24 protein-coding genes and 1 riboswitch are annotated in these 24,240 nt (G+C 73.8%); of the genes, 12 read left to right on the plus strand and 12 right to left on the minus strand.

The genetic code is table 11. The annotated features are described in order from the left end of the window. Positions 1–253 (plus strand): transposase (locus A6V29_RS01560; RefSeq protein ID WP_170977645.1); only part of this gene is annotated, 253 nt, incomplete at its 5' end. A 156-nt stretch (positions 254–409) separates the two neighbouring features. Here A6V29_RS01560 and A6V29_RS01570 read toward each other — a convergent pair. Continuing rightward, the gene (locus A6V29_RS01570) at positions 410–1,192 is read right to left on the minus strand and encodes a helix-turn-helix transcriptional regulator (RefSeq protein WP_137158651.1); all 783 of its coding nucleotides are present in this window, start codon (positions 1,190–1,192) and stop codon (positions 410–412) included. Between the two features lie 455 nt (positions 1,193–1,647). Between A6V29_RS01570 and A6V29_RS01575 the strand changes: the two genes are divergently transcribed. The 4 genes from A6V29_RS01575 (at position 1,648) to A6V29_RS01590 (ending at position 5,518) form a co-directional block, all read left to right on the plus strand. Then, positions 1,648–2,394, plus strand: coding sequence for a hypothetical protein (locus tag A6V29_RS01575; protein ID WP_137158652.1), 747 nt, complete (start codon positions 1,648–1,650; stop codon positions 2,392–2,394). A 73-nt stretch (positions 2,395–2,467) separates the two neighbouring features. Continuing rightward, entirely contained in the window at positions 2,468–3,532 is a 1,065-nt protein-coding gene (locus A6V29_RS01580; RefSeq protein WP_137158653.1) for a FecCD family ABC transporter permease, read from the plus strand. Between the two features lie 73 nt (positions 3,533–3,605). Then, positions 3,606–4,691: a FecCD family ABC transporter permease gene (locus A6V29_RS01585; RefSeq protein WP_249932919.1), complete on the plus strand. Its 1,086-nt coding sequence runs from the start codon at positions 3,606–3,608 to the stop codon at positions 4,689–4,691. Next, the gene (locus tag A6V29_RS01590; RefSeq protein WP_249932920.1) at positions 4,688–5,518 is read left to right on the plus strand and encodes an ABC transporter ATP-binding protein; all 831 of its coding nucleotides are present in this window, start codon (positions 4,688–4,690) and stop codon (positions 5,516–5,518) included. Before A6V29_RS01585 ends, A6V29_RS01590 begins: the two co-directional genes overlap by 4 nt. A gap of 16 nt (positions 5,519–5,534) precedes the next feature. Here A6V29_RS01590 and A6V29_RS01595 read toward each other — a convergent pair whose 3' ends face one another. Further along, positions 5,535–7,223: a BCCT family transporter gene (locus A6V29_RS01595; RefSeq protein ID WP_249932921.1), complete on the minus strand. Its 1,689-nt coding sequence runs from the start codon at positions 7,221–7,223 to the stop codon at positions 5,535–5,537. Between the two features lie 246 nt (positions 7,224–7,469). On the opposite strand from A6V29_RS01595, the gene A6V29_RS01600 reads away from it, so the two are divergent. The 5 genes from A6V29_RS01600 (at position 7,470) to metX (ending at position 12,461) form a co-directional block, all read left to right on the plus strand. Next, positions 7,470–8,276 carry a thioesterase family protein gene (locus A6V29_RS01600; RefSeq protein ID WP_137158655.1) on the plus strand — a complete coding sequence of 269 codons (807 nt, stop codon included), beginning with the start codon at positions 7,470–7,472 and terminating at the stop codon, positions 8,274–8,276. Between the two features lie 70 nt (positions 8,277–8,346). After that, a complete protein-coding gene (locus tag A6V29_RS01605) occupies positions 8,347–9,246 on the plus strand; it encodes a mechanosensitive ion channel family protein (protein ID WP_249932922.1) in 900 nt (299 codons plus the stop codon). Then, complete coding sequence (locus A6V29_RS01610) at positions 9,243–9,755, plus strand: Rv3103c transmembrane domain-containing protein (protein ID WP_137158657.1); 513 nt, start codon at positions 9,243–9,245, stop codon at positions 9,753–9,755. The genes A6V29_RS01605 and A6V29_RS01610 overlap by 4 nt, the downstream gene beginning before the upstream one ends. A 149-nt stretch (positions 9,756–9,904) precedes the next feature. Next, positions 9,905–10,022: riboswitch (SAM riboswitch) on the plus strand. A 44-nt stretch (positions 10,023–10,066) separates the two neighbouring features. Further along, positions 10,067–11,359 (plus strand): bifunctional o-acetylhomoserine/o-acetylserine sulfhydrylase, encoded by a 1,293-nt coding sequence (locus tag A6V29_RS01615; RefSeq protein WP_137158658.1) that lies wholly within the window; start codon positions 10,067–10,069, stop codon positions 11,357–11,359. Between the two features lie 28 nt (positions 11,360–11,387). After that, positions 11,388–12,461, plus strand: a complete 1,074-nt coding sequence (metX, locus tag A6V29_RS01620) for a homoserine O-acetyltransferase MetX (protein ID WP_137158659.1) — start codon at positions 11,388–11,390, stop codon at positions 12,459–12,461. Between the two features lie 13 nt (positions 12,462–12,474). On the opposite strand, the gene A6V29_RS01625 is transcribed toward metX, so the two are convergent. The 5 genes from A6V29_RS01625 to A6V29_RS01645 form a co-directional block, all read right to left on the minus strand. Next, entirely contained in the window at positions 12,475–13,008 is a 534-nt protein-coding gene (locus A6V29_RS01625; RefSeq protein WP_137158660.1) for a gamma carbonic anhydrase family protein, read from the minus strand. Positions 13,009–13,057: 49 nt separating this feature from the next. Continuing rightward, positions 13,058–13,363, minus strand: a complete 306-nt coding sequence (locus tag A6V29_RS01630) for a hypothetical protein (RefSeq protein WP_137158661.1) — start codon at positions 13,361–13,363, stop codon at positions 13,058–13,060. Continuing rightward, positions 13,363–14,706, minus strand: a complete 1,344-nt coding sequence (gene gdhA, locus A6V29_RS01635) for an NADP-specific glutamate dehydrogenase (RefSeq protein ID WP_137158662.1) — start codon at positions 14,704–14,706, stop codon at positions 13,363–13,365. Before gdhA ends, A6V29_RS01630 begins: the two co-directional genes overlap by 1 nt. 66 nt (positions 14,707–14,772) lie before the next feature. Then, positions 14,773–15,663 carry an NAD(P)H-hydrate dehydratase gene (locus A6V29_RS01640; protein WP_137158663.1) on the minus strand — a complete coding sequence of 297 codons (891 nt, stop codon included), beginning with the start codon at positions 15,661–15,663 and terminating at the stop codon, positions 14,773–14,775. After that, positions 15,644–16,384, minus strand: a complete 741-nt coding sequence (locus tag A6V29_RS01645) for a histidine phosphatase family protein (RefSeq protein WP_137158664.1) — start codon at positions 16,382–16,384, stop codon at positions 15,644–15,646. Before A6V29_RS01645 ends, A6V29_RS01640 begins: the two co-directional genes overlap by 20 nt. A gap of 101 nt (positions 16,385–16,485) precedes the next feature. Here A6V29_RS01645 and A6V29_RS01650 point away from each other — a divergent pair, with 101 nt between their 5' ends. Further along, complete coding sequence (locus A6V29_RS01650; RefSeq protein ID WP_137158665.1) at positions 16,486–17,061, plus strand: YdeI/OmpD-associated family protein; 576 nt, start codon at positions 16,486–16,488, stop codon at positions 17,059–17,061. Here the strand turns inward: A6V29_RS01650 and A6V29_RS01655 are convergent. The 5 genes from A6V29_RS01655 to A6V29_RS01675 form a co-directional block, all read right to left on the minus strand. Then, on the minus strand, positions 17,052–18,527 hold the full coding sequence (locus tag A6V29_RS01655) for an APC family permease (RefSeq protein WP_249932923.1): 1,476 nt from the start codon (positions 18,525–18,527) through the stop codon (positions 17,052–17,054). The two genes, A6V29_RS01650 and A6V29_RS01655, sit on opposite strands and share 10 nt — an antisense overlap. A gap of 14 nt (positions 18,528–18,541) precedes the next feature. Then, positions 18,542–19,573, minus strand: coding sequence for a C40 family peptidase (locus A6V29_RS01660; RefSeq protein WP_137158666.1), 1,032 nt, complete (start codon positions 19,571–19,573; stop codon positions 18,542–18,544). A 264-nt stretch (positions 19,574–19,837) separates the two neighbouring features. Continuing rightward, positions 19,838–20,140: a hypothetical protein gene (locus A6V29_RS01665; RefSeq protein WP_137158667.1), complete on the minus strand. Its 303-nt coding sequence runs from the start codon at positions 20,138–20,140 to the stop codon at positions 19,838–19,840. 198 nt (positions 20,141–20,338) lie between these two features. After that, positions 20,339–21,724, minus strand: coding sequence for a metallopeptidase TldD-related protein (locus tag A6V29_RS01670; protein ID WP_137158668.1), 1,386 nt, complete (start codon positions 21,722–21,724; stop codon positions 20,339–20,341). A 67-nt stretch (positions 21,725–21,791) separates the two neighbouring features. After that, positions 21,792–23,300 carry a TldD/PmbA family protein gene (locus A6V29_RS01675; protein WP_137158669.1) on the minus strand — a complete coding sequence of 503 codons (1,509 nt, stop codon included), beginning with the start codon at positions 23,298–23,300 and terminating at the stop codon, positions 21,792–21,794. Between the two features lie 109 nt (positions 23,301–23,409). Here A6V29_RS01675 and A6V29_RS01680 point away from each other — a divergent pair, with 109 nt between their 5' ends. Then, the gene (locus A6V29_RS01680; RefSeq protein ID WP_137158670.1) at positions 23,410–24,228 is read left to right on the plus strand and encodes an MBL fold metallo-hydrolase; all 819 of its coding nucleotides are present in this window, start codon (positions 23,410–23,412) and stop codon (positions 24,226–24,228) included. Positions 24,229–24,240: the final 12 nt, after the last annotated feature.

Genomic DNA, 24,240 nt, shown 5'->3' on the forward strand with positions numbered 1-24,240 from the left:
GCTCAAGATAACCTCCGAGCGGCTCAACCGGGAGATCCGCCGCCGCACCGACGTGGTCGGCATCTTCCCCGACCGCGACGCTCTCATCCGGCTCGTTGGTGCCGTGCTGGCCGAGCAGCACGACGAGTGGACCGAAGGCCGCCGCTACCTCGGCCTCGACGTCCTCGCCCGCTGCCGCCTCCGCCCAGTCACCGACACCGCTGACGCGCAGGAGGTGACAGCAGAGACGACGATTCCGGCGCTCAGCGCCTGACCGAACCGAAGATCACGCGGTAGCCGTCAGACACCACGCCCCTGGGCTTGACCGGGCAGTGGCGACGTCGTCGCCCGCTTCCGGCCCATGACGACGCCCGACGCGCCGGAGGTGCGCGCGGCGATCGAGTCGACGCTGGGCTGACCGCGGCGTCGGTCAGGGGCCGGCGGACCGGGCCAGGGTGGCCGCCAGCTGAGCCCGGGAGCGCATCCCGAGCTTCGCGAAGACGTGCCCGAGGTGGTACTCGACGGTCTTGACGCTGACGACGAGTTCCTCGGCGACCTGCCGGTTGGTCAGGCCGTCCGCCACGAGGCGCGCGACCTGGCTCTCCTGCGGGGTCAGCACGGAGCAGTCCCCTGTCCGGCTGCCTCCGCAGGCCACGACCTCGCGGTCCACGCGTCCGACGAAAGTGACCGCACCCAGCCGCGCGAACGTCTGCCGGGCCGCGGTCAGCAGGGCCAGGGCCTCTGTCCGGCATCCCCTGCGCCGCAGCTGCGCCCCGAGCGCCGCCTCGGCCGCTGCCCGGGGGAAGGGCATCCGCAGCTCGGCGAACAGGGCGGCACCCTCGCGGTAGTCCGCGACCGCCGGCGCGTCGTCCCCCCGCCGGGCGGCCAGCCGGCCGCGCAGCACCCGCGCCGCCGCGAGCATCGACCGCCGTCCGCGCTCGTCCGCCGCGCGCTCCAGGTCGCCGATTGCCGCCTCCGCCTCGACCACCCGACCCAGCGCGACCAGGGCGTCGGCACGGAGCTCCCGCCACGGCAGGTGCCCGGACGCGTCACCCGGACCGGCCGCCAGGACCTCCACGGCGGGGAGCACCTCGCCCGGCTCACCTGCGGCCCAGGCCACCTGCGCGGCCGCCCAGGCGGCGACCGCACGGTCGGCCGCGTCCCCGGTGCGCCCGGCCGCCGAGCGGGCCCCGGTCAGGTGCGTCCGCGTCACGGCGCGGTCACCGCGGCACGACGGCACGAGAGTGGCGACGGCGTGCAGGAACGCCTGCGTCCGGACGATCCCGGCGTCGTCGGCGAGGGCGGCGGCGAGGTCGCTGTGGGCGAAGGCGTCGTCCCAGTCGCCCAGCAGGAACTCCGCGTGGGCGAGGTGGCCGAGGGCGTGGCAGGCGGAGCCGGAGCGGCTGGTTCCGGCGGGCCGGTGCCAGCAGGTCGCGCACGGCGCCCGGCAGGTCGTCGCTCCTCAGCCGGGCGATGCCCTGCTCGATGCCCTGCTCGAGCGGGCTCCGGGCCGACGAGGACCGTGGCGGCGGCACGAGCGCGTGGATCGAGGACATCGACGTCCTCCGTCGGGGCGGGGAGCCGAAAGCCTAGGGATTTCCCTGGGGCGCGCACAGACCTCCGTGCGCCACGGTTCCGGTAGTCCGACCCCCGCCCTGAGAGGACGCCATGTCCACGAACTCGTCGTCGCCGCCGGCGCACACCGACGCCCGGACGTTCTCCCGTTTGCTCGCAGCGACCTGCCTGGTCCTCGGCCCGGCCTGCTTGCTCGCCTCCTCCGCGGTGGACCCGGCGTGGTCCGACGACACCGAGGAGTACCTCGCCGAGGTCGCCGCCGGTGCGGAGCGCTACCAGCTGGCCGGCTTCCTCACCCTCGTGGGCGCCGTGCTGACCGCCGTCGGCCTGGTCGGCGTGATCCACCTGCTGCGGGGCCCGCGCATCACCCTCGCCCAGGTCGGGGCCGGCATGGCGCTGGTCGGTGCCGTCTTCATGGCCGGCGTCTTCCCCATCAACGTGATCGACGCCGTGGGCGTCCGCACCCTCGACGCCGCCGCCATGGTGGACGTGACCGAGGCGGTCGAGGACAGCGGCTGGGCGATCGTGTTCTTCATCGGCTTCCTGGTGTTCCTGATGCTCGGCCTGGTGCTGCTGGCGATCGGGCTCTTCCTGCAGCGGGGCGCCGCGCCGATCTGGGTGCCGGTCGTCCTGCTGGTCGCCGTCGTCGGCACGTTCTTCGCGTGGACCCAGCTGCTCAGCGTCGTCACCGCGGCGCTGCTGGTGGTGGCCATGGCCGGGCTGGCGGCCTCCATCATCAGCGTGTCGGACGAGGACTGGGCCCGCTGGACGGTGCTCCCCGACCAGGGACGCCGCCCACGCGAGACGGGAGCACGCGGCTCCGCCCACCTGTCCGCCTGACGCGCTCCCGCCGTCGGCCGGTCGGTCGCTAAGGTAAGCCTTAGCAACATCGCCGTCCGCCTGGGAGTCGCCCGTGACCAGCACGGCCGACGTCCCGGAGCGGGTCGCGGTCGCCGTGCCGCGCCGTGCGCGCGGCACGGCCCGCGGCCGCCGGCTGGCGGTTCTCGTCGCGCTGCTCCTCCTGGTCGGCGCCGCCGCGCTGGCCAGCATCGCCGTCGGCACCCGGCAGCTCGGGCTCGGCGAGGTCTGGCGGGCGCTGACGGACGGCGATCCGACCAGCGAGGCCGCCGTCATCGTCCGGCAGCTCCGGGTGCCGCGGACGGTGCTCGGCTTGATGGTCGGGGCCGCGCTCGGCATGGCCGGCGCGCTCATGCAGGGCCACACCCGCAACCCCCTGGGCGACCCGGGACTGCTCGGCGTCACCGCCGGCGCCTCGCTCGCGGTGGTCGTGTCGATCGCCTTCCTCGGCGTCACCACGCCCGCGGGCTACGTGTGGTTCGCCTTCGCCGGAGCGCTCACCGGCACGGTGCTGGTGTACGCCATCGGCTCGACCGGGCGGGGCGGCGCCACCCCGGTGACCCTCGCGCTGGCGGGCGCGGCGCTCTCGGCGCTGCTCTACGCGCTGGTGCGGGCGATCGTGGTCAGCGACCAGCAGACGCTGGACTCCTTCCGCTTCTGGCAGGTCGGCGCCCTGGCCGGCCGGGGAGCGGAGGTCGCCTGGCAGGTCGCGCCCTTCATCGCCGTCGGCGTCGTGCTGGCGCTGGCCAACGCGCCGGCCCTCGACCTGCTGGGGCTCGGCGAGGACGTCGCCCGCGGCCTGGGACAGCGCATCTGGCTGGCCCGCGCCGTCGGCCTGGCCGCGATCACCCTGCTGTGCGGGGCGGCGACCGCGGCGTGCGGCCCCATCGCGTTCGTCGGCCTGGTCGTGCCGCACGTCGTCCGCGCCCTCACCGGGCCGGACCACCGCTGGCTGGTCCCGTGCTCCGGCCTGCTCGGCGCCGCCCTCCTGCTCACCGCCGACGTGCTCGGCCGCGTCCTCGCCCGGCCCGGCGAGCTGCAGGTCGGCATCGTGCTCGCGCTGGTCGGTGCGCCGTTCTTCATCGCGCTCGTGCGCCGCCGCCGGACGGTGACCTTGTGAGCGAGCTTGCGAGCTCACCGATGAGCACAGCAGCACCGCTCACGTGGGCGACGAGCGCCAGCGAGGAGTCCTCGTGAGCGCCACGCTCGAGCGCCCGGTCGGCCGGCCGCCTGGCCGCACCGCGGTCCGGATCGGCCCGGCGTCGATGGTGCTGCGCTGGCGGCAGGTGCTCGTCCCGCTGGCCGCCCTCGTGGTGCTGGTCCTCGTCTCCGCGCTGAGCATCGGCCGCGGCGACTACCCGATCGGCATCCTCGACGTCCTGCGCACGCTCGCCGGCCTCGGCGAGGGGCCGCAGAACTTCATCGTCCTGCAGCTGCGCGCGCCCCGGGTGATCGTCGGGCTGCTCGTCGGCCTGGCCCTCGGCGTCGCCGGCGCGCTGTTCCAGACCTTCGCCCGCAACCCGCTCGCCTCCCCGGACACGCTCGGCGTCACGATGGGCGCCTCGGTCGGCGCGGTGGCCGCGATCGTGCTCAGCGGCGGGACGTCGATCGGCGCCGCGCTGGGTGGCTTCGGCGTCCCGCTCGCCGCCCTCGGGGGCGCACTCGCCACCGGCGTGCTGCTCTTCCTGCTCGCCTGGCGCTCGGGGATCGACGGCTACCGGCTCGTGCTCGTCGGCATCGCCCTGTGGGCGATGGGCAGCGCCCTGGTCGACTGGATGCTCACCAACGCCGAGATCTACGACGCCGCCGCGGCCTACGTCTGGATCACCGGCTCGCTCAACGCCCGCACCTGGGACCAGGCGGTCCCGCTGGCCCTGGCCCTGGCGGTCCTCCTGCCGCTGTCGCTGGCGACGGGCCGGTCGCTGCGGGTCCTGCAGTTCGGCGACGACACCGCGCGCGGTCTCGGCGTGCGGCTGCAGGCCGCCCAGGCGGCCGTGGTGCTGCTCGCGGTGGTGCTCACCGCCGGAGCCGTCGCCGCCGCCGGGCCGATCACCTTCGTCGCGCTCGTCGTCCCCCAGGTCGCCATCCGGCTCACCGGCGGCTCGCGGCCGCCGCTGCTGGCCTCGGGGCTGCTCGGCGCCGTCCTCGTCGTCGGCGCCGACCTGGTCACCCGCACCGTCCTGCCGGTGGCGCTCCCCGTCGGCATCCTCACCGCCGTCATCGGCGCCCCCTACCTACTCTGGCTCCTGATCCGCGGAAGGCGGCGATCCACGCTGTGACCGACACCGCTGCCCCCCTGCTCGGCACCACCCGGAAGGCACGGGTCCGGCTGGCCGCCGAGCACCTCCGCCTCGCCTACGACGAGCAGGTGGTGGTCGACGACCTGGACCTCGAGCTGACCGAGGGGTCCTTCACGGCGATCGTGGGCCCGAACGGGTGCGGCAAGTCCACGCTGCTGCGTGCGCTCGGCCGGCTGCTGCGCCCCAGCGCGGGTCAGGTCCTGCTCGACGGGCGCGCGATCGCCCGGACACCGACCCGCGAGGTGGCCAAGGTGCTCGGCCTGCTGCCGCAGTCGCCGCTCGCGCCCGAGGGGCTCACGGTCGCCGACCTGGTCGCGCGGGGCCGGCACCCGCACCAGTCGTGGCTGCGGCAGTGGTCCCGCGACGACGAGGCGGTGGTGGCGGAGGCCCTGGAGTGGACCGACCTGGCCGGGCTCGCCGACCGACCCGTCGACGCGCTGTCGGGCGGTCAGCGGCAGCGTGCCTGGATCTCCATGGCGCTGGCGCAGGGCACCGACCTGCTGCTGCTGGACGAGCCCACGACCTACCTCGACCTCGCTCACCAGATCGACGTGCTCGAACTGGTCGCGCGGCTGCACGACGAGCGGGGGCGCACCGTCGTCGTCGTCCTGCACGACCTCAACCTGGCCGCACGCTACGCCCACCGGCTGGTGGCCATGAAGGACGGCGCCCTCGTCGCCTCCGGGACGCCGGCCGAGGTGCTGACCGAGCCCCTACTCGCCGACGTCTTCGACCTCGAGGCCCGGATCGTGCCCGACCCCGTGGTGGGGACGCCGATGGTCGTGCCGGTGCGCCGGCTGCGCTGAGCCCGTGCCTCGCCGGTCATCCCGGCGGGTCGTCGGTCCGCGTCTCCGGTGCGGCGCTCCCGTTGCCGGACGGCCGGACGGCCAGCTCGAAGTCGTCCCCGTGCCGGGTGATCCCCTCCACCACGGCCTGCTGGACCGCCTCCACAGCCGCCGCCCGGCGCAGCACCAGCGGGTCCCGGCGCATGTCCTTGAGCAGCGACGCCGCCAGGCCCGCGATCACGAGCGCGAACGGCAGCGCGCCGATGATGGTCAGATTCCGCAGGCCCTGGAGTCCGACGTCGCCGCCCGAGAGCAGCATCACCGCCGCCACCCCACCGGTGACGACGCCCCAGAAGACGACCAGGCGCGAGCTCGGCTCACGGCGGCCGCGCTCCGACAGCGCGGCCATGACGATCGAGGCGGAGTCGGCCCCGGTGACGAAGAAGATGCCGACCAGCAGCATCACGAGCACGGTCATGACCCCGGTCCAGGGCAGGGTCTCGAGCAGCCCGAACAGCTGGGCCTCCTCGCTGCCCTCACCGGCCAGGTCCACCCCGCCCTGCTGGGTGGAGATGGCCGAGCCGCCGAAGATCGCGAACCAGAAGAGGGTGACCACGCTGGGCACGAGCAGCACGCCGGCGACGAACTCGCGGACCGTGCGGCCCCTGCTGATCCGTGCGATGAACACGCCGACGAACGGCGTCCAGGAGATCCACCACGCCCAGTAGAAGACGGTCCAGCCGGAGAGCCACTCGGCCATGGCGTCGCCGCCGATGGCCTCGGTGCGGGCGGTCATGTCGGCCAGGTCGGAGAAGTACGTCCCCAGCGCCGTCGGCACCAGGTTGAGGATCAGCACCGTGGGGCCGACGACGAAGACGAAGACCGCGAGGAGCAGCGCGAGCGCCACGTTGATGTTGGACAACCACTGGATGCCGCGGGCGATCCCGGAGAACGCCGAGGCCACGAACGCCGCCGTCAGCACCGCGATGACCGCGATCGTGACCGCGTTGCCCACCTCGCCGATCCAGCCGATGATCTCCAGCCCGCTGCCGATCTGCAGCGCGCCCAGGCCGAGCGACGCGGCGGTGCCGAACAGCGTGGCGAAGATCGCGAGGACGTCGATCACCGTGCCGATGGGGCCCTCGGTCGCCCGGCGGCCGAACAGGGGCGTGAACGCCGCGGACAGCAGCTGCGAGCGGCCGCGCCGGTAGGTGCCGTAGGCCACGGCCAGCCCCACCAGGGCGTAGAGGGCCCACGGGTGCAGGGTCCAGTGGAACAACGTCGTGGCCATGGCGGTGGTGACGGCCTCGTCGGTCTCACCGGCCACGGTGCCCGGCGGCGGGGAGACGTAGTGCGCCAGCGGCTCGGCCACGCCGAAGAACATCAGCCCGATGCCCATCCCGGCGCTGAACATCATCGCGATCCAGCTGATGGTGCGGAACTCCGGCGGTTCGCCGTCGCGTCCCAGCGGGATGCGCCCGTACTGGCTCAGCGCCAACCACAGGACGAACAGGACGACGCCGGTCGCGAGCAGGACGAAGAACCACCCCAGGTTCCGCTCGATCCAGCTCAGGGCCGAACTGCTGGTGTCGCCCAGGTTCTCCGGCACAATCAGGCCCCAGGCGACGAACGCCAGGGCGAGCACCCCGGAGATCCCGAAGACGACCTTGTCCAGGCCGCCCTCGTCCTCCGCGCGCTGCGGCGGTTCGGCCAGGGCGGGGTGCACGCGGTGGCGCCGTCGTGACAGGGCGGTTCGGTCGGCTCTGGTCACTGGTCGGTACGACGCCGGTGCGCGGCGTCTCTCCTGCTTCTCCCGAGGGGTGCCGCGCGGGCTGCGGCGTGCTGTCGTCGGGGTACACGGTCCGCAGATCCGGCGCATCCGGCAAACCGAAGCGGCCCCCGCACCGCCCGGCTCGCCCGACCGGGTGGTCCGCGCGGAGGGCCTGCGGACCCACCGGCCAGACTGGCCGGCATGGAGCTGCCCAGCGCCCTGTACCTGCCGACCGACGACGGGTTCACCGCCACGGCCCTCACCATCGGCCCGTGGGACCGGGGACTGCAGCACGCGGGGCCACCCGCGGCGCTGCTCGCCCGGGCCGCCGAGCGGGCGGGCGGGATCGATGGTGGGCAGACCGTGCGGCTGACCTACGACATCTTCGGACCGGTGCCGGTCGGTCCGGTGCGCATCGCCACCCGGCTCGTGCGGCCGGGCCGCCGCGTGGAACTGGTCGAGGCCGTGCTGGACGCCGGCGACGAGCGGCCGCTCATGCGGCTGTCGGCTTGGCGCATGCGCACCCGCACCGACGGGCTCCCCGCCGCGGTCGAGGGCGCGGCCCCCGAGGCGCCGCACCCCGCGCCCGCCGGTGTCGAGGACAGCCGGCGGGAGACGCCGGGCTTCTTCAGCAGCGATGTCGCCTACCACCGCGCGCTCGAGTGGCGGTTCGCGCAGGGCAGCTTCAACGCGCCGGGCCCGGCGGCGGCCTGGACCCGCCCGGCGTGCACGCTGGTCGAGGGCGAGCCGATCACGCCCCTGGAGCACCTGCTCGTGATGACCGACGCGGCCAGCGGCATCTCCGCCGTCCTCGACTGGGGGTCGGCCACGTTCGCGAACGTCGACCTCTCCGTGGGCCTCCACCGGCCGCCGCGGGGGGAGTGGCTCGGCATGGACGCCACCACCGTCGTGGGCGACCGCGGCGCCGCGCAGTGCTCCGCCGTCCTGTTCGATGCTGAGGGCGCGATCGGCCGCTCCAGCCAGTCGCTGTTCGTCGAGCCGCGGTGAGCCCGGTTGGCGAGCCGCCGCGAGCCACCGCAGGGTGGGCCTGCACCACACCGAGGAGGAGGAACCGTTCGTGGGCGACGCACTGAGAGATCTCCTGGACTGGTTGTCCGGGCGAGGGCTCGAGGTGGTGCTGATCATCCTCGGGTCGGTGCTGCTCGCCCGGTTCGTCGGATGGGCCGGCGGCCGGGTGACCGACCGCATCGACGCCCGGTCGACCGGTGGCGACGCGCTGGTGCGGTCCGAGGCGGCCAAGCACCGGCACTCGCTGACCCAGGTGATCACTTGGACGGCGGTCGTCCTGATCTACACGGTCGCGGTGTTCTTCGTCCTCGAGCGGCTGGGCGTGCCGATCACCGGGTTGGTCGCGCCGGCCACCGTCCTCGGCGTGGGGCTGGGCTTCGGCGCCCAGCGCATCGTCGGTGACGTGCTGGCCGGGTTCTTCATCATCACCGAACGGCAGTACGGCTTCGGCGACGTCGTCGCCATCCAGGTGGTCGGGGGCGGCGACCCGGCCGAGGGCATCGTCGAGGACGTGACGCTGCGGGTGACCCGGGTCCGCTCGTCCGACGGCGAGGTGGTGACGGTGCCCAACGGGCAGATCGTCAAGGTGACCAACCTGTCCCGGGACTGGGCGCGGGCGGTCGTCGACGTGCCGGTGCCCAGCGGCGCCGACGTCAACCGGGTCAACGAGGTGCTCCGCGAGGTCGGCCGCGAGGCCTTCCGCGACCCCGCCTTGCGCCCGCTGCTGCTGGACCCACCCACGGTCATGGGCGTCGAGAGCCTCGGGCTGGACGAGGTCAACGTCCGCATGGTGGCCCGCACGCTGCCCGGCAAGCAGTTCGAGGTGGGCCGTGAGCTGCGCGTCCGGATCATCGTCGCCCTCCGGGACCAGGGCATGAAGGTCACGCCGCCGCCGGTGTCCGCCGACGAGGAGACGTCCCGGACCGTGCGCGAGGGGGAGGACGCATGAGCACGCCGAGCGGCGAGGCGGCCCGCGACGACGCGCGCGCGACCGAGGTGATCCGGCCCGGCGTCCCCGAACCGGACGTGCACACGGAGCCGGCCGAGGGCGGGGCCGGGTCCTCGCGCGGCTGGTGGCCGTGGGGGAAGCTGCCCGACCACCTCGGCCGCGCGCGCACCTCGACGGTGATCCTGGTGGTGCTCTTCCTGGCGATCGGGCTGCTCTACCTCAACGTGCGGCCCGAGGAGCAGGGCGGCGGGTCGAGGCCGACGGGCGGCACCAGCGACGTCGAGGCGCCGGTGCAGCCCTCGGAGCCGACCCCGACCGAGACGCCCACCGAGACGTCCACCGAGCCGACCCCGACCGACGACCCGGACGGGACCACCACCGAGGCGCCGACGACGACCAGCCCGCCGAGCACCACCACGTCGCCGTCGGAACCGACCACGGAGGCGCCGACGACGACGACCGGGCCGGAGCCGACCACCGATCCGGACGACGCGACGCCGACCCCCTGACCGCGGCTCCCGGAATGATCAGCGAACCTGACCGTTCGGCGTCCTCCCTCACCGTCGACCACGAGGGAGGACGTCTAGTGGTCAGGTTCGCTGATCATCATGGGACCCATGTGTCACCTGCGACATCGCGCGTGCCTAAGATCGGGACGGCTCACGAGAGGCAGTGCGAAGCACCTGGCTGACTGCCCGGCAACCTCTACTCCGTCTGAGGTGCTCCAGGGGAAGAGCCGGCTGTCGCGGCGCCCGCCGCGAAGGCAAGGACGGAGCTCCCGTGCGCCGCGGGGCCTCCCGAACGAGAGGAGACGGCGCACATGAGCGATCCCCAGAGCTGGAGCTTCGAGACCCGGCAGATCCACGCGGGCACCAGCCCCGACCCCACCACGGGCGCCCGCGCACTGCCGATCTACGCGACCACCGCGTACCAGTTCCGCGACAGCCAGCACGCCGCCGACCTGTTCGCGCTGGCGGAGATGGGCAACATCTACACCCGGATCATGAACCCGACGCAGGACGCGCTCGAGCAGCGCGTGGCCTCGCTCGAGGGTGGCGTCGCCGCACTCGCGGTCGCCAGCGGCCAGGCCGCGGAGACGCTGGCCATCCTCAACGTGGCCAACTCCGGCGACCACGTCGTCGCCTCGGCGTCGCTGTACGGCGGCACCTACAACCTGCTGCACCACTCGCTGCCCAAGCTCGGCATCACCGTCTCCTTCGTCGAGGACCCCGACGACCCGGAGAACTGGCAGCGGCTGGTGCAGGACAACACCAAGGCGTTCTTCGCCGAGAGCATCGGCAACCCGAAGGGCGACATCCTCGACATCGAGGCGGTCGCCGAGGTCGCGCACCGCAACGGCGTGCCGCTGATGATCGACAACACCATCGCGACGCCGTACCTCATCCGGCCGCTGGAGCACGGCGCCGACGTCGTCGTCCACTCGGCCACCAAGTACCTGTCCGGCCACGGCACGGTGGTCGCCGGCCTGATCGTGGACGGCGGCACCTTCGACTGGCGCAGCGGCCGGTTCCCCGGCTTCACCGAGCCCGACCCCAGCTACCACGGTGCGGTCTTCGCCGACCTCGGTGCCCCCGCGTTCGCGCTCAAGGCCCGCGTGCAGCTGCTGCGCGACCTCGGCCCCGCCGTCTCCCCGTTCAACGCCTTCCTCGTGATCCAGGGGATCGAGACGCTGTCGCTGCGCATGGACCGGCACGTGCAGAACACCCAGCGGGTGGCCGAGTGGCTCGAGAACCACGACGCCGTCGACTGGGTCAACTACCCCGGCCTGCCGTCCTCGCGCTGGCACGCGGCCGCGCAGAAGTACGCCCCCAAGGGAGCCGGCGCGGTCCTCACCTTCGAGCTGCACGGCGGCGTGGAGGCGGGCAAGAAGTTCGTGGACGCCCTCGAACTGCACAGCCACGTGGCCAACATCGGCGACGTGCGCTCGCTGGTCATCCACCCGGCCTCGACCACGCACTCGCAGCTGACCCCCGAGGAGCAGCTGACCACCGGCGTCACCCCGGGCCTGGTGCGCCTGGCCGTCGGCCTGGAGGGCATCGAGGACATCATCGCCGACCTCGAGGCCGGCTTCCGGGCCGCCAAGTCGGCCTGACGCGTCGGACAGCAGAGCGCGGACGGGCATGGGCGGGTGGGTCGAGGGCGATCCGGTCGGTGACCGGCTCTTCCTGGACCTGCCCGCCCTCGCCCTGGAGCGGGGCGGCGAGCTGCCGTCGGTCCGCGTGGCCTACGAGACGTGGGGCACCCTCGACGAGGACGGCGGCAACGCCGTCCTCGTCGAGCACGCGCTGACCGGCGACAGCCACGTCGTGGGCCCCGCCGGCCCCGGCCACCCGACCGCCGGCTGGTGGGAGGGCATCGTGGGGCCGGGGCGCCCGGTGGACACCGACCGGTGGTTCGTCGTGTGCGCCAACGTGCTCGGTGGCTGCCAGGGCACGACGGGGCCGTCCTCGACCGCCCCGGACGGCGCGCGGTGGGGCAGCCGCTTCCCCGAGGTGACGGTCGGCGACCAGGTGCGGGTCGAGGCCGCGCTGGCCGACGCGCTGGGCATCGACCGCTGGGCCTGCGTCGTCGGCGGGTCGATGGGCGGGATGCGCGCCCTGGAGTGGGCGGTGGCGATGCCGGAACGGGTCGGCACGCTGTTCTTCCTGGCCTCCAGCGCCGTCTCCAGCGGCGACCAGATCGGCACCCAGACGACGCAGCAGGCCGCCATCCGCGCCGACGCGCGCTGGGCCGGCGGGGACTACCCGGCGAGCGCGCCCCCGGTCGACGGCCTCGACGTCGCCCGGCGCATCGCCCACCTCACCTACCGCAGCGCGCTGGAGCTGGACGCCCGGTTCGGCTCGGCGGTGCAGGAGGACGGCCGCTACGCCGTCGCCTCCTACCTCGCCCACCACGGCGCCAAGCTGGCCGCGCGGTTCGACGCCGGTAGCTACGTCGTGCTCACCGAGGCGATGAACTCCTGGGACGTGGGCCGCGGTCGCGGGGGTGTCGAGGCGGCGCTGGCCCGGGTGACCGCGCGCACCGCCGTCGCCGGCATCGACAGCGACCGGCTCTACCCGCCGGCGCAGCAGCGGCGGGTCGCCGACGCGCTCGGGGTGCCGCTGCGGCTGATCCGGTCCCCGTACGGGCACGACGGCTTCCTCGTCGAGGTCGACGAGGTCGGGGCCCTGCTGTCCGAGCTCCTCAGCGGCTGAGCGGGGCCCGCCCTCAGCGCTCGAGCCGGCGCACCTTGCGGGCGGAGTCGAGCCGCTCGCTGTAGGCCTTGGCGTTGTACCGGATGTGCAGCTGGTCGTCGTCGGTGGCCTCGCGCATCACCTTCGCCGGGACGCCGCCGATCAGCGAGCGCGGCGGGAAGACCTTGCCCTGGGTGACGACGGCGCCGGCCGCGACGATCGATCCCGAACCGATGTGCGCGCCGTTCATGATCACGCTGCCCATGCCGACGAGCACGTCGTCGTCGATGCGGCAGCCGTGCAGCACGACGCGGTGGCCCACCGACACGCGCTCCCCCACGACCAGCGGGAAGCCCGGGTCGGAGTGCAGCGTGCAGCCGTCCTGGATGTTGGTGTCGGCGCCGATCTCGATGACCTCGGCGTCGGCCCGGGCCACGGCGCCATACCAGATGCTCGAGCGCGGACCCATGGTCACCGCGCCCACGACCACCGCGGTCGGTGCGACCCACGCCTCGTCGTCGATCGCGGGCGTGCCGAAGTCCAGGGCGCCGATGAAGTCGTCCGTCACCCCTGCACCCCAGCACAGCCGCCCGGGCAGCCGGCAGCCGGGGCACCGCTCACGGCCGCCGGCTCCACTCGGCGAGGAACTCCTCCGGTCCGCGGGACGCCAGCTCGTCGGTGACGAAGCGCAGGGTGTCGCCCGGCAGATCCGGGTTCTCCACGGGGATGCGCGCCACCTCGGCGCCGTCGTCGCGACGGCGGACGACCACGTCGTGCACCGCGGGGAGCGGCAGCAACCCCTGGAACAGGCTGCCGACGAACGCTCCGGCCACGCGCAGTGCGTGCAGCGGCCGGCTCCCGCTCCGGCGCTCGAAGTCGGCGACGAAGATCTCCGCCGCCGTGCGCCCGGCCGGCTCGGTCACTAGATCAGGCCGTGCGCGTGCACTGCCTGCGCGACGTCGAGGAAGCCGGCCACGTTGGCGCCGAGCACGAGGTCGCCGGGGGCGCCGTAGTCCTGCGCCGTCTCGTGGCAGCGGGTGTGGATGCCGCGCATGATCTCCTCGAGCTTGCTCTCGCTCTGCTCGAAGCTCCACCGGTCGCGCGACGCGTTCTGCTGCATCTCCAGCGCCGAGGTCGCGACCCCGCCGGCGTTGGCGGCCTTGCCCGGCGCGAAGCCGATGCCCGCGGCGCGGAAGAGCGAGACGGCCTCGGGCGTCGCCGGCATGTTCGCCCCCTCGACGACGTACTGGCAGCCGTTGCGGGCCAGCGCCCGGGCGCCGGCGCCGTCGAGCTCGTTCTGCGTGGCGCTGGGCATGGCGACGTCGCACGGGACGTCCCAGATGCTGCCGCCGGCGATGAAGTGCGCGCTGTCCCGCCGCTCGGCGTAGGAGCTGATCCGGCCGCGCTCGGTCTCCTTGACCTGCTTGAGGACGTCGATGTCGATGCCCTTCTCGTCGACGACGTAGCCGCTGGAGTCCGAGCACGCGATCACCAGGCCGCCGAGCTGGTGCACCTTCTCGATGCCGTAGACGGCGACGTTGCCCGAGCCGCTGATCACGACCCGCTTGCCGTCGAACGCGTCGCCTCGGGCCTTCATCATCTCGTCGGCGAAGAACGCCGCCCCGTAGCCGGTGGCCTCGGTGCGCACGAGCGCCCCGCCCCAGCCCAGGCCCTTGCCGGTGAGGACGCCGGACTCGTAGCGGTTGGTGATCCGCTTGTACTGGCCGAACAGGTAGCCGATCTCCCGCGCGCCGACGCCGATGTCGCCGGCCGGGACGTCGGTGTACTCGCCGAGGTGCCGGTAGAGCTCGGTCATGAACGACTGGCAGAACCGCATCACCTCGGCGTCCGAGCGGCCCTTGGGGTCGAAGTCCGAGCCGCCCTTGCCGCCGCCGATCGGCATGCCGGTCAGGGCGTTCTTGAAGATCTGCTCGAAGCCGAGGAACTTGACGATGCCCAGGTTCACCGACGGGTGGAACCGCAGGCCGCCCTTGTAGGGACCGAGCGCGGAGTTGAACTCGACGCGGAACCCGCGGTTGATCTGCACCTGCCCGCGGTCGTCCTGCCACGGCACGCGGAAGATGATCTGCCGCTCGGGCTCGCAGATCCGCTCGATCGTCTTCATCTCGGCGTACTCGCTGTGCCGGCTCAGGACGACAGCGAGGGACTCCAGCACCTCGTGCACGGCCTGGTGGAACTCGGCCTCACCGGGGTTGCGCCGGAGCACCTCGGCATAGATCTCCTGCACCTTGGCAGGCACGTCCACGTGCACCCGATCCTCCGCATTGCTCAACGACGACGAAGGATCAAGGTACGCGCGCCGGTGGAGAGGTCAGTTCGCCACCTCCGCCAGGGCGCGTGGAACCTCCCCCGGGAGCTCGCGCGCGAGGTACCCCGACCGGCCCACCGACGACGCCAACCGCTCCCCCGTGCGGCCGTGCGTCCAGGCCGCCCACACCGCCGCCTGCGCGGGCTCCGCCCCCCGCGCCAGCAGGCCACCGGTGATGCCGGCGCGCACGTCCCCGGAGCCGGAGACGCCGAGGCCGGCGTTGCCGCTCTCGTCGCGCCAGAGCGCTCCCTCGGGGGTCGCGATCCAGGACGTCGCGCCGCCCAGCCCGACCACGGCCCGGGTGCGGCCGGCGAGGTCGGCGGCGGCCGCCGCAGGATCGGCGTCCACCTGGTCCTCCGGGACGTGCAGCGAGTAGGCGGCCTCGGTCGGGTTCGGGGTGAGCACCACCCGCCCCTCGAGGTGGTGCACGCAGCCCTCGTCCGCGGTGACCACCGCCAGCCCGAGCGCGTCCAGCGCGAGCGGGCCGCGCAAGTGCGGCAGCAGCCGCTCGCCGAACCCCTGGGTGGCCGCCTTGTCCCCCATGCCCGGGCCGATGAGGACGGCGTCGGCCGCCTCGGCCAGGTCGCGGACGACGTCGGCCGCCTCCGGCGCGATCGCCCCGCCGTCGGTCTGCGGGAGGGCCCGGACCAGCGCCTCGGGCAGCGCGGTCGCCACGTGCGGCGCCATCGTCGCGACGGTGGCCACCTGGAGCTTCCCCGCGCCCGCCCGCATCGCCGCCTCCGCGGCCAGCAGCACCGCGCCGAGGGTCTCGGTGCTGCCGCCGATGACCAGGATCGAGCCGCGGGCGTTCTTGTCGCCGGTGGGTTCGGGCAGGGGCCAGCGCCGCAGCAGCTCGGGGGTGACCGTCGTGGGGTCAGGGCTGCGGGGCTGCATCGGGCTCCTCCGTGACGTCCTCGTGCTCGGCGACCAGGTGGTCCACCTCGTTGAAGACGACCAGCCGGAAGTCGCCGGACTCCTCGCGCTCGTACCGGGTGATCGACGCGTTGGCCACCTGCTCCTCGCGGTCGGCCTCGAGCAGCTCCTGCTCGGTGAGCTCCTCCAGCACGTAGCGGAAGACCATGACCACCGCCTGGTGGGCGACGACCACCAGCCGCTCGCAGTCGTGCCGCAGCGCTTCGGTGGCCAGCAGGCTGCGGATGCGCAGGGCGACGTCGGCCCAGCTCTCGCCGCCCGGGGGGCGGTAGTAGAACTTGCCGAGCAGGTCGCGGCGGGCCGCCTCGTCGGGGAACTGCTCGCGGATGCCGTCGCCGGTCATCCGGTCGAAGGCGCCGAAGTCGCGCTCCCGGAGCCGCTCGTCGACGCGCACCCGCAGCCCCAGGTCCGCCGTCGCCAGCCGCGCGGTGGTCAGCGCGCGCTCGAACGGGGAGCTGAGCACCGCCGTCGGGCGCTCGTCGGCCGGCAGCGCGGCCAGCCACCTGCCCAGCGCCTCGGCCTGGGCGCGGCCGGTGTCGGACAGGGGGACGTCGGGGTCGCGGATGTCGAGGTCCAGCCGCCCCGCACCGGACCGCCGGGCGTGCGCGTCGGCCAGGTTGCCGACGCTCTCGCCGTGCCGCACCAGCCACACCACCGCGGGACCCGGCTCCTGGTCCGCCACCGCCGCCCTCCGTCCTCGCGCCGCACCGTGCGGGCACCCGCTCCGCGGTAGCCGCGGGCGACGATCCCGAAACCGTCAGCACCGGGAGGGAGGATGTCGCCGTGTCCGAGCCCACCGACCTGCCCGTCCTGCCGTTCGCCGACGAGGCGGCGCTGGAGGCGTGGCTGGAGGAGAACCACGCCACCGCGCCCGGCCTCTACGTGAAGATCGCCAAGAAGGGCACCGGGATCCCCTCGATCGCCTGGGCGGGGATGGTCGAGGTGCTGCTCTGCTTCGGCTGGATCGACGGGCGGGCCAACCGGCTCGACGACACCTGGTACGTGCAGCGGATCACCCCGCGCCGGGCGAGAAGCGTCTGGTCGCAGAAGAACGTCGAGACGGTGGCCCGGCTGATCGAGGAGGGCCGGATGCGCCCGGCCGGGCTGGCCGCCGTCGAGGCGGCGCGGGCCGACGGCCGGTGGGATCGGGCCTACGCCGGCCCGGCCACCATCACCGTCCCCGACGACCTCGCCGCCGCGCTCGACGCCGCCGGGGTGCGGCCGGCCTTCGACGCGCTCGACGGCCAGAACCGCTACGCCGTCCTCCACCGCGTGCTCACCGCCGCCTCCGCGGCGACGCGGGCGAAGCGGATCGCGGTGGCGGTCGAGATGCTGCGGGAGGGCCGCACCTACCACTGACCGTCGGGCGCGACGGTGGCCCGCTCGGTCCAGAAGCGGGCGTCCCGGCGGCGCCACAGCAGCATGAGGACGACGCCGGCGGCCAGCACGCCCACCCCGATCACCAGCGGCGGCCCGACGCCCAGCCAGGCCTGGCCGGTGTAGGAGTTCCCGGCGTCGGCCAGGTCGCGCACGGAGAGCACCAGGAGCCAGGCGAGCAGGCCCGCGCCGAGCAGCGGCCCCACGCCCAGCAGCAGGAGGTCGCGCACGCTCCGGAGCAGCCGCCGGCGGAAGTGGAAGGCGCAGGCCAGGCCGGTGAGCGCGTAGTACAGCGCGATGAGCAGCGAGAGCCCGGTGATCGAGTCGTACAGCGCGTTCTCGCTGACCAGCCCGACACCGAGGTACCAGGCGACGCCGACGCCGGCGACCCACCACGTGGCGATGTCGGGGGTGCGGTGGGCGGGGGAGACCGAGGCGAAGCGGCGGGGGAGGGCCGCACGGCGGGCCATCGACAGGCCCGTGCGCGAGGCCGGGATAATCGTGGTCTGCGTGGAGGCGATCGCCGAGGTGGCCACGGCGGCGAGCACCACCCAGTCCCAGCCGCCGAGCACCTGCGTCGAGAGCAGGCCGAGGACCGCCTCCTCCTCGTCGGCGTGGTCCGCGAGGAAGCCGGTGCCCGCGAAGGCCAGGACCGCCGTCGCCACGCCGAGGTAGGTGACCAGCAGGACCACCGTCGACCACACGCCGGCCCGGCCCGGCGCCCGGCGCCGGTCCCGGGTCTCCTCCGTGAGGTTGACCGCCGACTCCCAGCCCCAGTAGGCGAACACCCCCAGCAGCAGGCCGCCGGTGAGCGCCGGCCCGCCGGCGCCGAACGGGTCCAGCCACGCCCATTCCGGCTGCAGCCCGCCCAGCGGGCTGGTGCCGCCGAGACCGCGGACCAGGGCGACGACGGCGAACACCAGCAGCGCGACGGTCTGCGCGACGATCAACCCGTTCTGCAGCCGGGAGGAGAGCTCGGTGCCCCGCACGCAGATCGCGGCCATGACGACGACGAGCAGCGCCGACGACGCCGTCACCACCGGGCCGGACTCCGCCCACCCGCCCAGCCCGGCGGCCAGGAGGGTGAACCGCACGCCCACCTCGGCCAGCGAGCCCAGGACGAGCACGCCGGTCATCGCGATCGCCCAGCCGGCGATCCAGCCCGCCCAGGGCCCCAGCGCCCGGGTGACCCACGAGAACGTCGTGCCGCAGTCGGGGTCCACCCGGTTGAGCGCCGCGAACGCGCCCGCGATGAGCAGCATGGGCAGGAAGGAGACCAGCAGGACCCCGGGCGCGTGCACGCCCACGAGCGCGACGATCGGGCCCAGCACGGCGGCCAGCGAGTAGGCCGGCGAGGTGGCCGCCAGCCCGATGACCAGGGTGTCGCGGAACCCGACGGCGTCAGGGCGCAGCGTCGCCGGAGCGTCCGGCACCGTCCGGGCTTTCACGCAGCCGAGTGTGCTCAGCCGGTGAGGCGCACTCCGAACCGGTAGCCGCGCTGGTCCACGCTGGTCACCGCGACCGGCTTCCCGTAGGTCCGCGCGTGCACGATCATCCCGTTGCCGATGTAGAGCGCGACGTGGCTGATCGGCGTGTAGTAGAAGACCAGGTCACCGGGCTGGAGCTCGTCGCGGGAGACCTGCCGGCCGAGCTGCGACTGCGCCCGGCTCGAGTGCGGCAGCCGGACGCCGGCGGCGGCGTAGGCGAACGAGGTGAGCCCCGAGCAGTCGAAGGCATCGGGTCCGGAGGCGCCGCCCGCGTAGCGGGTGCCCACCTGGGCCAGCGCCGTCGCGATCGCGACCGCCGCCGCCGATCCCGGTGCCACCGGCAGCTCGGCGACCGCCGGCGCGTCGAGCGACCGGCCGGCGACCGCGGTGGTCACGCGGGCCTGCTCGGCGGCCGAGAGCCGGGCGAAGTCCGCCTGGTAGGCCGACGCCCGCCGCTGCACCTCGGCGCGCTGCTCCTGCACCTGACGCAGGGCCGCTTCCGCGGTGGCCGCGGCCTCGTCGGCGGCGGCCTGCGCCTGCTCCGCGGCGACCTGGGCGGCGGACGCCTGCGACACGACGGCGTTGGTGTGCGCGGCGATGAGGTCCAGGGTGGTCATCTGCTGGACGAGCTCGTCGGCGCTGTCGCTGGTGAGCAGCGCGGCCACGCGCGACTGGGTCTTGCCGGTGTAGCCGTTCTTGGCGATGGCGCGCAGCTGCGGCTCGAAGACGGCGAGCGCCGCCTGGGCCTCGGCGGCGTGCGCGGCGGCGACCCGCGCTGCCTCCTGCTGGGCGGCGACCGCGAGCTCGGCCTCGTGCAACTGCTCGTCGACGACGGTGAGCTCCTGCGCCGCCTCCTGCACGAGCCGGGACGCCTCGGCGGCCGTCGCGGGCGTGGCACCGGCCGACGAGGGAACCAGCGCCCCCGTGGTCGCGGCGGCCAGCACGGCGGCGGTCGCGAGGAGGGCGCGGATCCGGCGTCGCGGGGTCGTGCGTGCGGACTGCACCATCGGCCTCCGATCAGCTGCGCCTGTGCCGGGGAAGGGCACTGTTCGTCGCGCGTCGGTACGCACCGTAGGGACGAGATGTCGACCCGTGATCGGCGGCGCGCGGTCCAGCAGCCACTGGCATGCCTCGTCCACCACACGTGGCACAGCGGCCACCGGAACCGCAGGAGTCCCACGCGACGGAGCGAGATGTGCTCCGACACGTCGAGGCCCCGCCGCGGTGGTGCATGCGGCGGGGCCTCGTGGCGTTCCTTGCAGGGCCGGGTCTTACCCGGCGAGCGGCTCCTGGGCCTGCAGGCCCGCGATGGTCTGGAAGTCGCGGAGGATCCCGGAGAGCTCCTCGGCCGTCCACGCCTCGCAGCAGTCGCAGCCACCCTCGGTGTGGCTGACCAGCCCGAGCCGTCCCCCGGCCTGGTCCTCGTCGATGGCCAGGTTGCCGGCCGACGGGTGGCGGTGGCAGGCGCAGGCGGCGGCGCACAGGCCCAGGCCCCAGCCGGAGATGACCACGGTGTGGCCGTCGTCCCGGACCTTGCCGATCTGGAAGACGGACGGCTTGTGACTCCTGCTCACGGAGTCCTCCCCTCGACAGCCCGTTCCGGAGAGCCGGGCCCGTGTGCGTGTGCGGAAGAAGGAGCTACAGAAGGTTTCGGCAGGACGAGTCCTGGGGTAAAGCCTTCGGCCGCACCGATTTCGACACCCACGGTAAGGCGATCTGCACGGGCTGTCGCCGTCACATCTCGCCAGCGCTGGCCGTCGCCGGTTGTGCGGTCAGCTCGCGGGCGAGACCGAGCTCATGTTGAAGTCCGGCACCCGCAGCATCGGCATCGCCGCCCGGGTGAACCAGTCGTTCCACTCCCGCGGCAGCGTGCGCTCGGTGCGCCCGGCCTGCACCGTCCGGCCCAGCAGGTCCACCGGCGACTCGTTGAACCGGAAGTTGTTCACCGCGCCGGTCACCTCCCCGTTCTCGACGAGGAAGACGCCGTCGCGGGTGAGGCCGGTGACCAGCAGGGTCTGCGGGTCCACCTCCCGCATGTACCAGAGCGTGGTCAGCAGCAGCCCCCGCTCGGTGGCCGCCACCATCTCCTCCGCCCCGACGCTCGCGGAGCGGTCCTCGAGGATGAGGTTGTCGACGGCGACGGTCGCCGGTGCGGTCTGCTTCAGCGCCCAGGAGCGCGGGCGGACCAGGTTGGTGAGCACGCCGTCGCTGATCCACTCGATCGGCGCGGCCGCCAGGCCGTTGTCGAAGACCGAGGCGGCCCCCGAGGACGCCGGCACCACCTGGAAGGGCGTCGCCTCGAGCCCGGGAGCACCGGGATCGCTGCGCAGCGTCAGCGGCAGCTCGGCCAGCCGGTCGCCGATGCGGTTGCCGCCGCCGGCCCGGGCGAAGACGTTGCGCCCCTCGTCGGCGTCCCGGGCCTCCATCGTCCAGTACAGGTAGATCATCAGGTCGCTCACCGCCGACGGCGGCAGGAGCGTCTCGTAGCGGCCGGCCGGCAGCTCGATGCGCCGCTGCGACCACCCCAGCTTCTGCTCCACGTCGGCGGCGAGATCGGCCACCGAGACGTCCCGGAAGTCGCGGGTGCTCGCACCGGCCCACACCGAGCGGGCGAAGTCGGCGCTCTTGCCGTTGAGCTCCACGCGCCCCGTCGGCTGGTCGTGCCGCAGCCGCAGCCCGGTGGAGCTGCCGAGGTAGGTGCTGCTCATCGTGTGCTCGGCGAACCCGAAGAGCAGGTCGTCCCGGTCGCGGGCCTCCCCGAAGGCCTGGCCCAGCGCGGGGGCGAAGTCGGCGAACACCTCGATGGAGGTCTCCGCGGGGTCGGCCGACCAGTCCCCGGCGTGCGGTGGCGGCTCGGAGACCAGCGGGACGGCGTCCTCCGCGGGCCCGGCGTCCCGCGCGGCGTGCTCGCTGGCCTCGACGAGGGCGGCGATGTCCGGCGTCCCGGTCCGGGTGACCGAGCCGGCCGCCATGCCGGCTCCGCCGTCGACGAACGAGACGACGACGACGGTGCGCGAGCGCATCGCCCCGTTCGTGGTGAGGCTGTTGGACGCCCACCGCAGGTTGGCCTGCGACTGCTCGACGACGTAGGCGATCTGGCCGTCGGCGGTCGAGGCGGCCAGCGCCTGCTCGACGAGCTCCTGCGGCGTCGATCTCATCGCTCCGCTCCTCGCTCGCTGGCGCTCGCTGCGATGCTCACAGTCCGCTCGCTGGCGCTCGCACCGCTCATCGCCCGGCCTCCTGCACGGTGTTGAGGACGTTGACCTGGTCGAACCGCGCGGTCGGGCAGCCGTGGCTCACCGGCGCCACCTGCCCGGGCTGGGCCTTGCCGCAGTTGAACGCCCCGCCGAGGACGTAGGTCTGCGGCCCGCCCACGGCCGACATCGACCCCCAGAAGTCCGTCGTCGTCGCCTGGTAGGCGACGTCGCGCAGCTGGCCGGCGAGCTTTCCGCCCTCGATCCGGTAGAACCGCTGGGCGGTGAACTGGAAGTTGTACCGCTGCATGTCGATCGACCAGCTCTTGTCGCCGACGACGTAGATGCCGCGGTCGACCCCGGCGATGATCTCCTCGGTGCTCGGCCCGTCCGGGGACGGCTGCAGCGAGACGTTGGCCATCCGCTGCACGGGCACGTGCCCCGCGGAGTCGGCGAACGCGCAGCCGTTGGAGCGCGGCATCCCGCGCATCCGGGCCATGTTCCGGTCGACCTGGTAGCCGACGAGCACGCCGTCCCTGACGATGTCCCACTGCTGCCCGGCGACGCCCTCGTCGTCCCAGCCGACGGTGGCCAGCCCGTGCCGGGCGGTGCGGTCGCCGGTGACGTGCATGAGCGGGGAGCCGTACCGCAGGGTGCCGAGCTTGTCCGGCGTGGCGAACGACGTGCCGGCGTACGCGGCCTCGTAGCCCAGCGCCCGGTCCAGTTCCGTGGCGTGGCCGATGGACTCGTGGATGGTCAGGAAGAGGTTCGAGGGGTCGATGACCAGGTCGTAGCGCCCCGGCTCGACCGAGGGCGCCTTGGTCTTCTCGCGGAGCAGCTCGGGGATCTCCGCCAGCTCGCGGGACCAGTCCCATCCGGTGCCGGTGACGTACTCCCAGCCGCGGCCGGCGGGCGGGGCGAGGGTGCGCATGCTCTCGAACGAGCCGGTGGCGCGGTCGACGGTCAGCGCGGTGAACTCCGGCTGGATGCGGACCCGCTGCTGGCGGGTGCGGGTGCCGGCGGTGTCGGCGTAGTACTTCTGCTCCTTGACCGCCATGAGCGACGTCTGCACGTGCTCGACGCCGTCGGCGGCCAGCAGCCGCTCGGAGAGCTCGACGAGCAGCGCCGTCTTCTCGGCGTCCGGCACGGTGAACGGGTCGACGTCGTAGTCCGACACCCAGGACCCGTCGTGCACGGGCTCCGGCGCCAGCTCGACGCGGTCGGTGTTGATCGCCGCCGACACCGTGGCGACGGCAACGGCCTCCTCGGCCAGCCGCACCGCCTCCGCAGCGGTGAGGACGACGCCGGCGGCGAAGCCCCAGGTGCCCTCGTGGACCACGCGGACCGACAGGCCCAGGTCCTCGCCGTCGGTCATCGCCTCGGGGCGGGCGTCGCGCAGGCCGATCGTCTGGGTGCGGATCCGCTCGACCCTGATCGCGGCGTGCTCGCAGCCGAGGTCGACCGCCCGCGTGAGCGCGGCGTCCGTCAGCGCGGACAGCGGGAGTGCGAGGAACGACTCGTCGATGGCGCGTGCTGGCACGCCGCCTGTCTACCAGTGCACCCATGCCTCCACGAGATCTGCACACTCGTGGCTCTCAGCGGTCGGAAGCCCACGAGTGTGCAGATCTCGGGCGGGGTAGCCGCGGGTCATGGCGGACCACGCGCGGCAGCCCGGGGACGACGTGACCATGACCTTCGGCGGCACCGCCACGATGCTGCTGCGGATCGGCGGGTTCACCCTGCTGACCGATCCCAACTTCCTGCACCGAGGCGAGAGGGCGCACCTGGGCTACGGCCTGCGCGCCAAGCGGCTGACCGAGCCGGCGCTGCAGCCGACCCAGCTGCCGGCGCTCGACGGGATCCTGCTGTCGCACATGCACGGCGACCACTGGGACCACATCGCGACGAGGTCGCTGCCGAAGGAGACCCCGGTGGTGACCACGTCGGAGGCGGCGCAGTGCCTGTCCGATCGCGGCTTCACCGGCACCGCGGACTTGCAGCCCTGGCAGACCCACGAGTTCACCCGCGGCGCGGACACCCTGCGGATCACCGCGGTGCCCGGCGTGCACGGCCCCGGACCGCTGGCCAGGTTGCTGCCGCAGGTGATGGGCAGCGTGCTCGAGCTGATCGGTGGCGACGGCGAGGTGAGCTGGCGGGGCTACGTCAGCGGGGACACGCTCTACCGCCCCTTCCTCGGCGAGGTCCTGGAACGCTGCGGCCCGCTGGACGTGCTCATCCCGCACCTCGGCGGCACGAAGGCGCTCGGGCTCACCGTCACGATGGACGCGCGGCAGGGCGCCGACCTGGTCGAGCTGCTGAAGCCGCCGGTCACCGTCCCGGTGCACTACGACGACTACGACAGGTTCAGGAGCCCCCTCGGGGACTTTGTCGCCGAGGTCGGCCGCCGGGAGCTGCCTGGCCGCGTGCGCACCGTGCAGCGCGGCGAGACGATCAGCCTGCGCGCCTGACAGTGAGGATGT

It is taken from the genome of Blastococcus sp. CCUG 61487 (assembly GCF_005222955.1).
GTDB lineage: Bacteria > Actinomycetota > Actinomycetes > Mycobacteriales > Geodermatophilaceae > Blastococcus.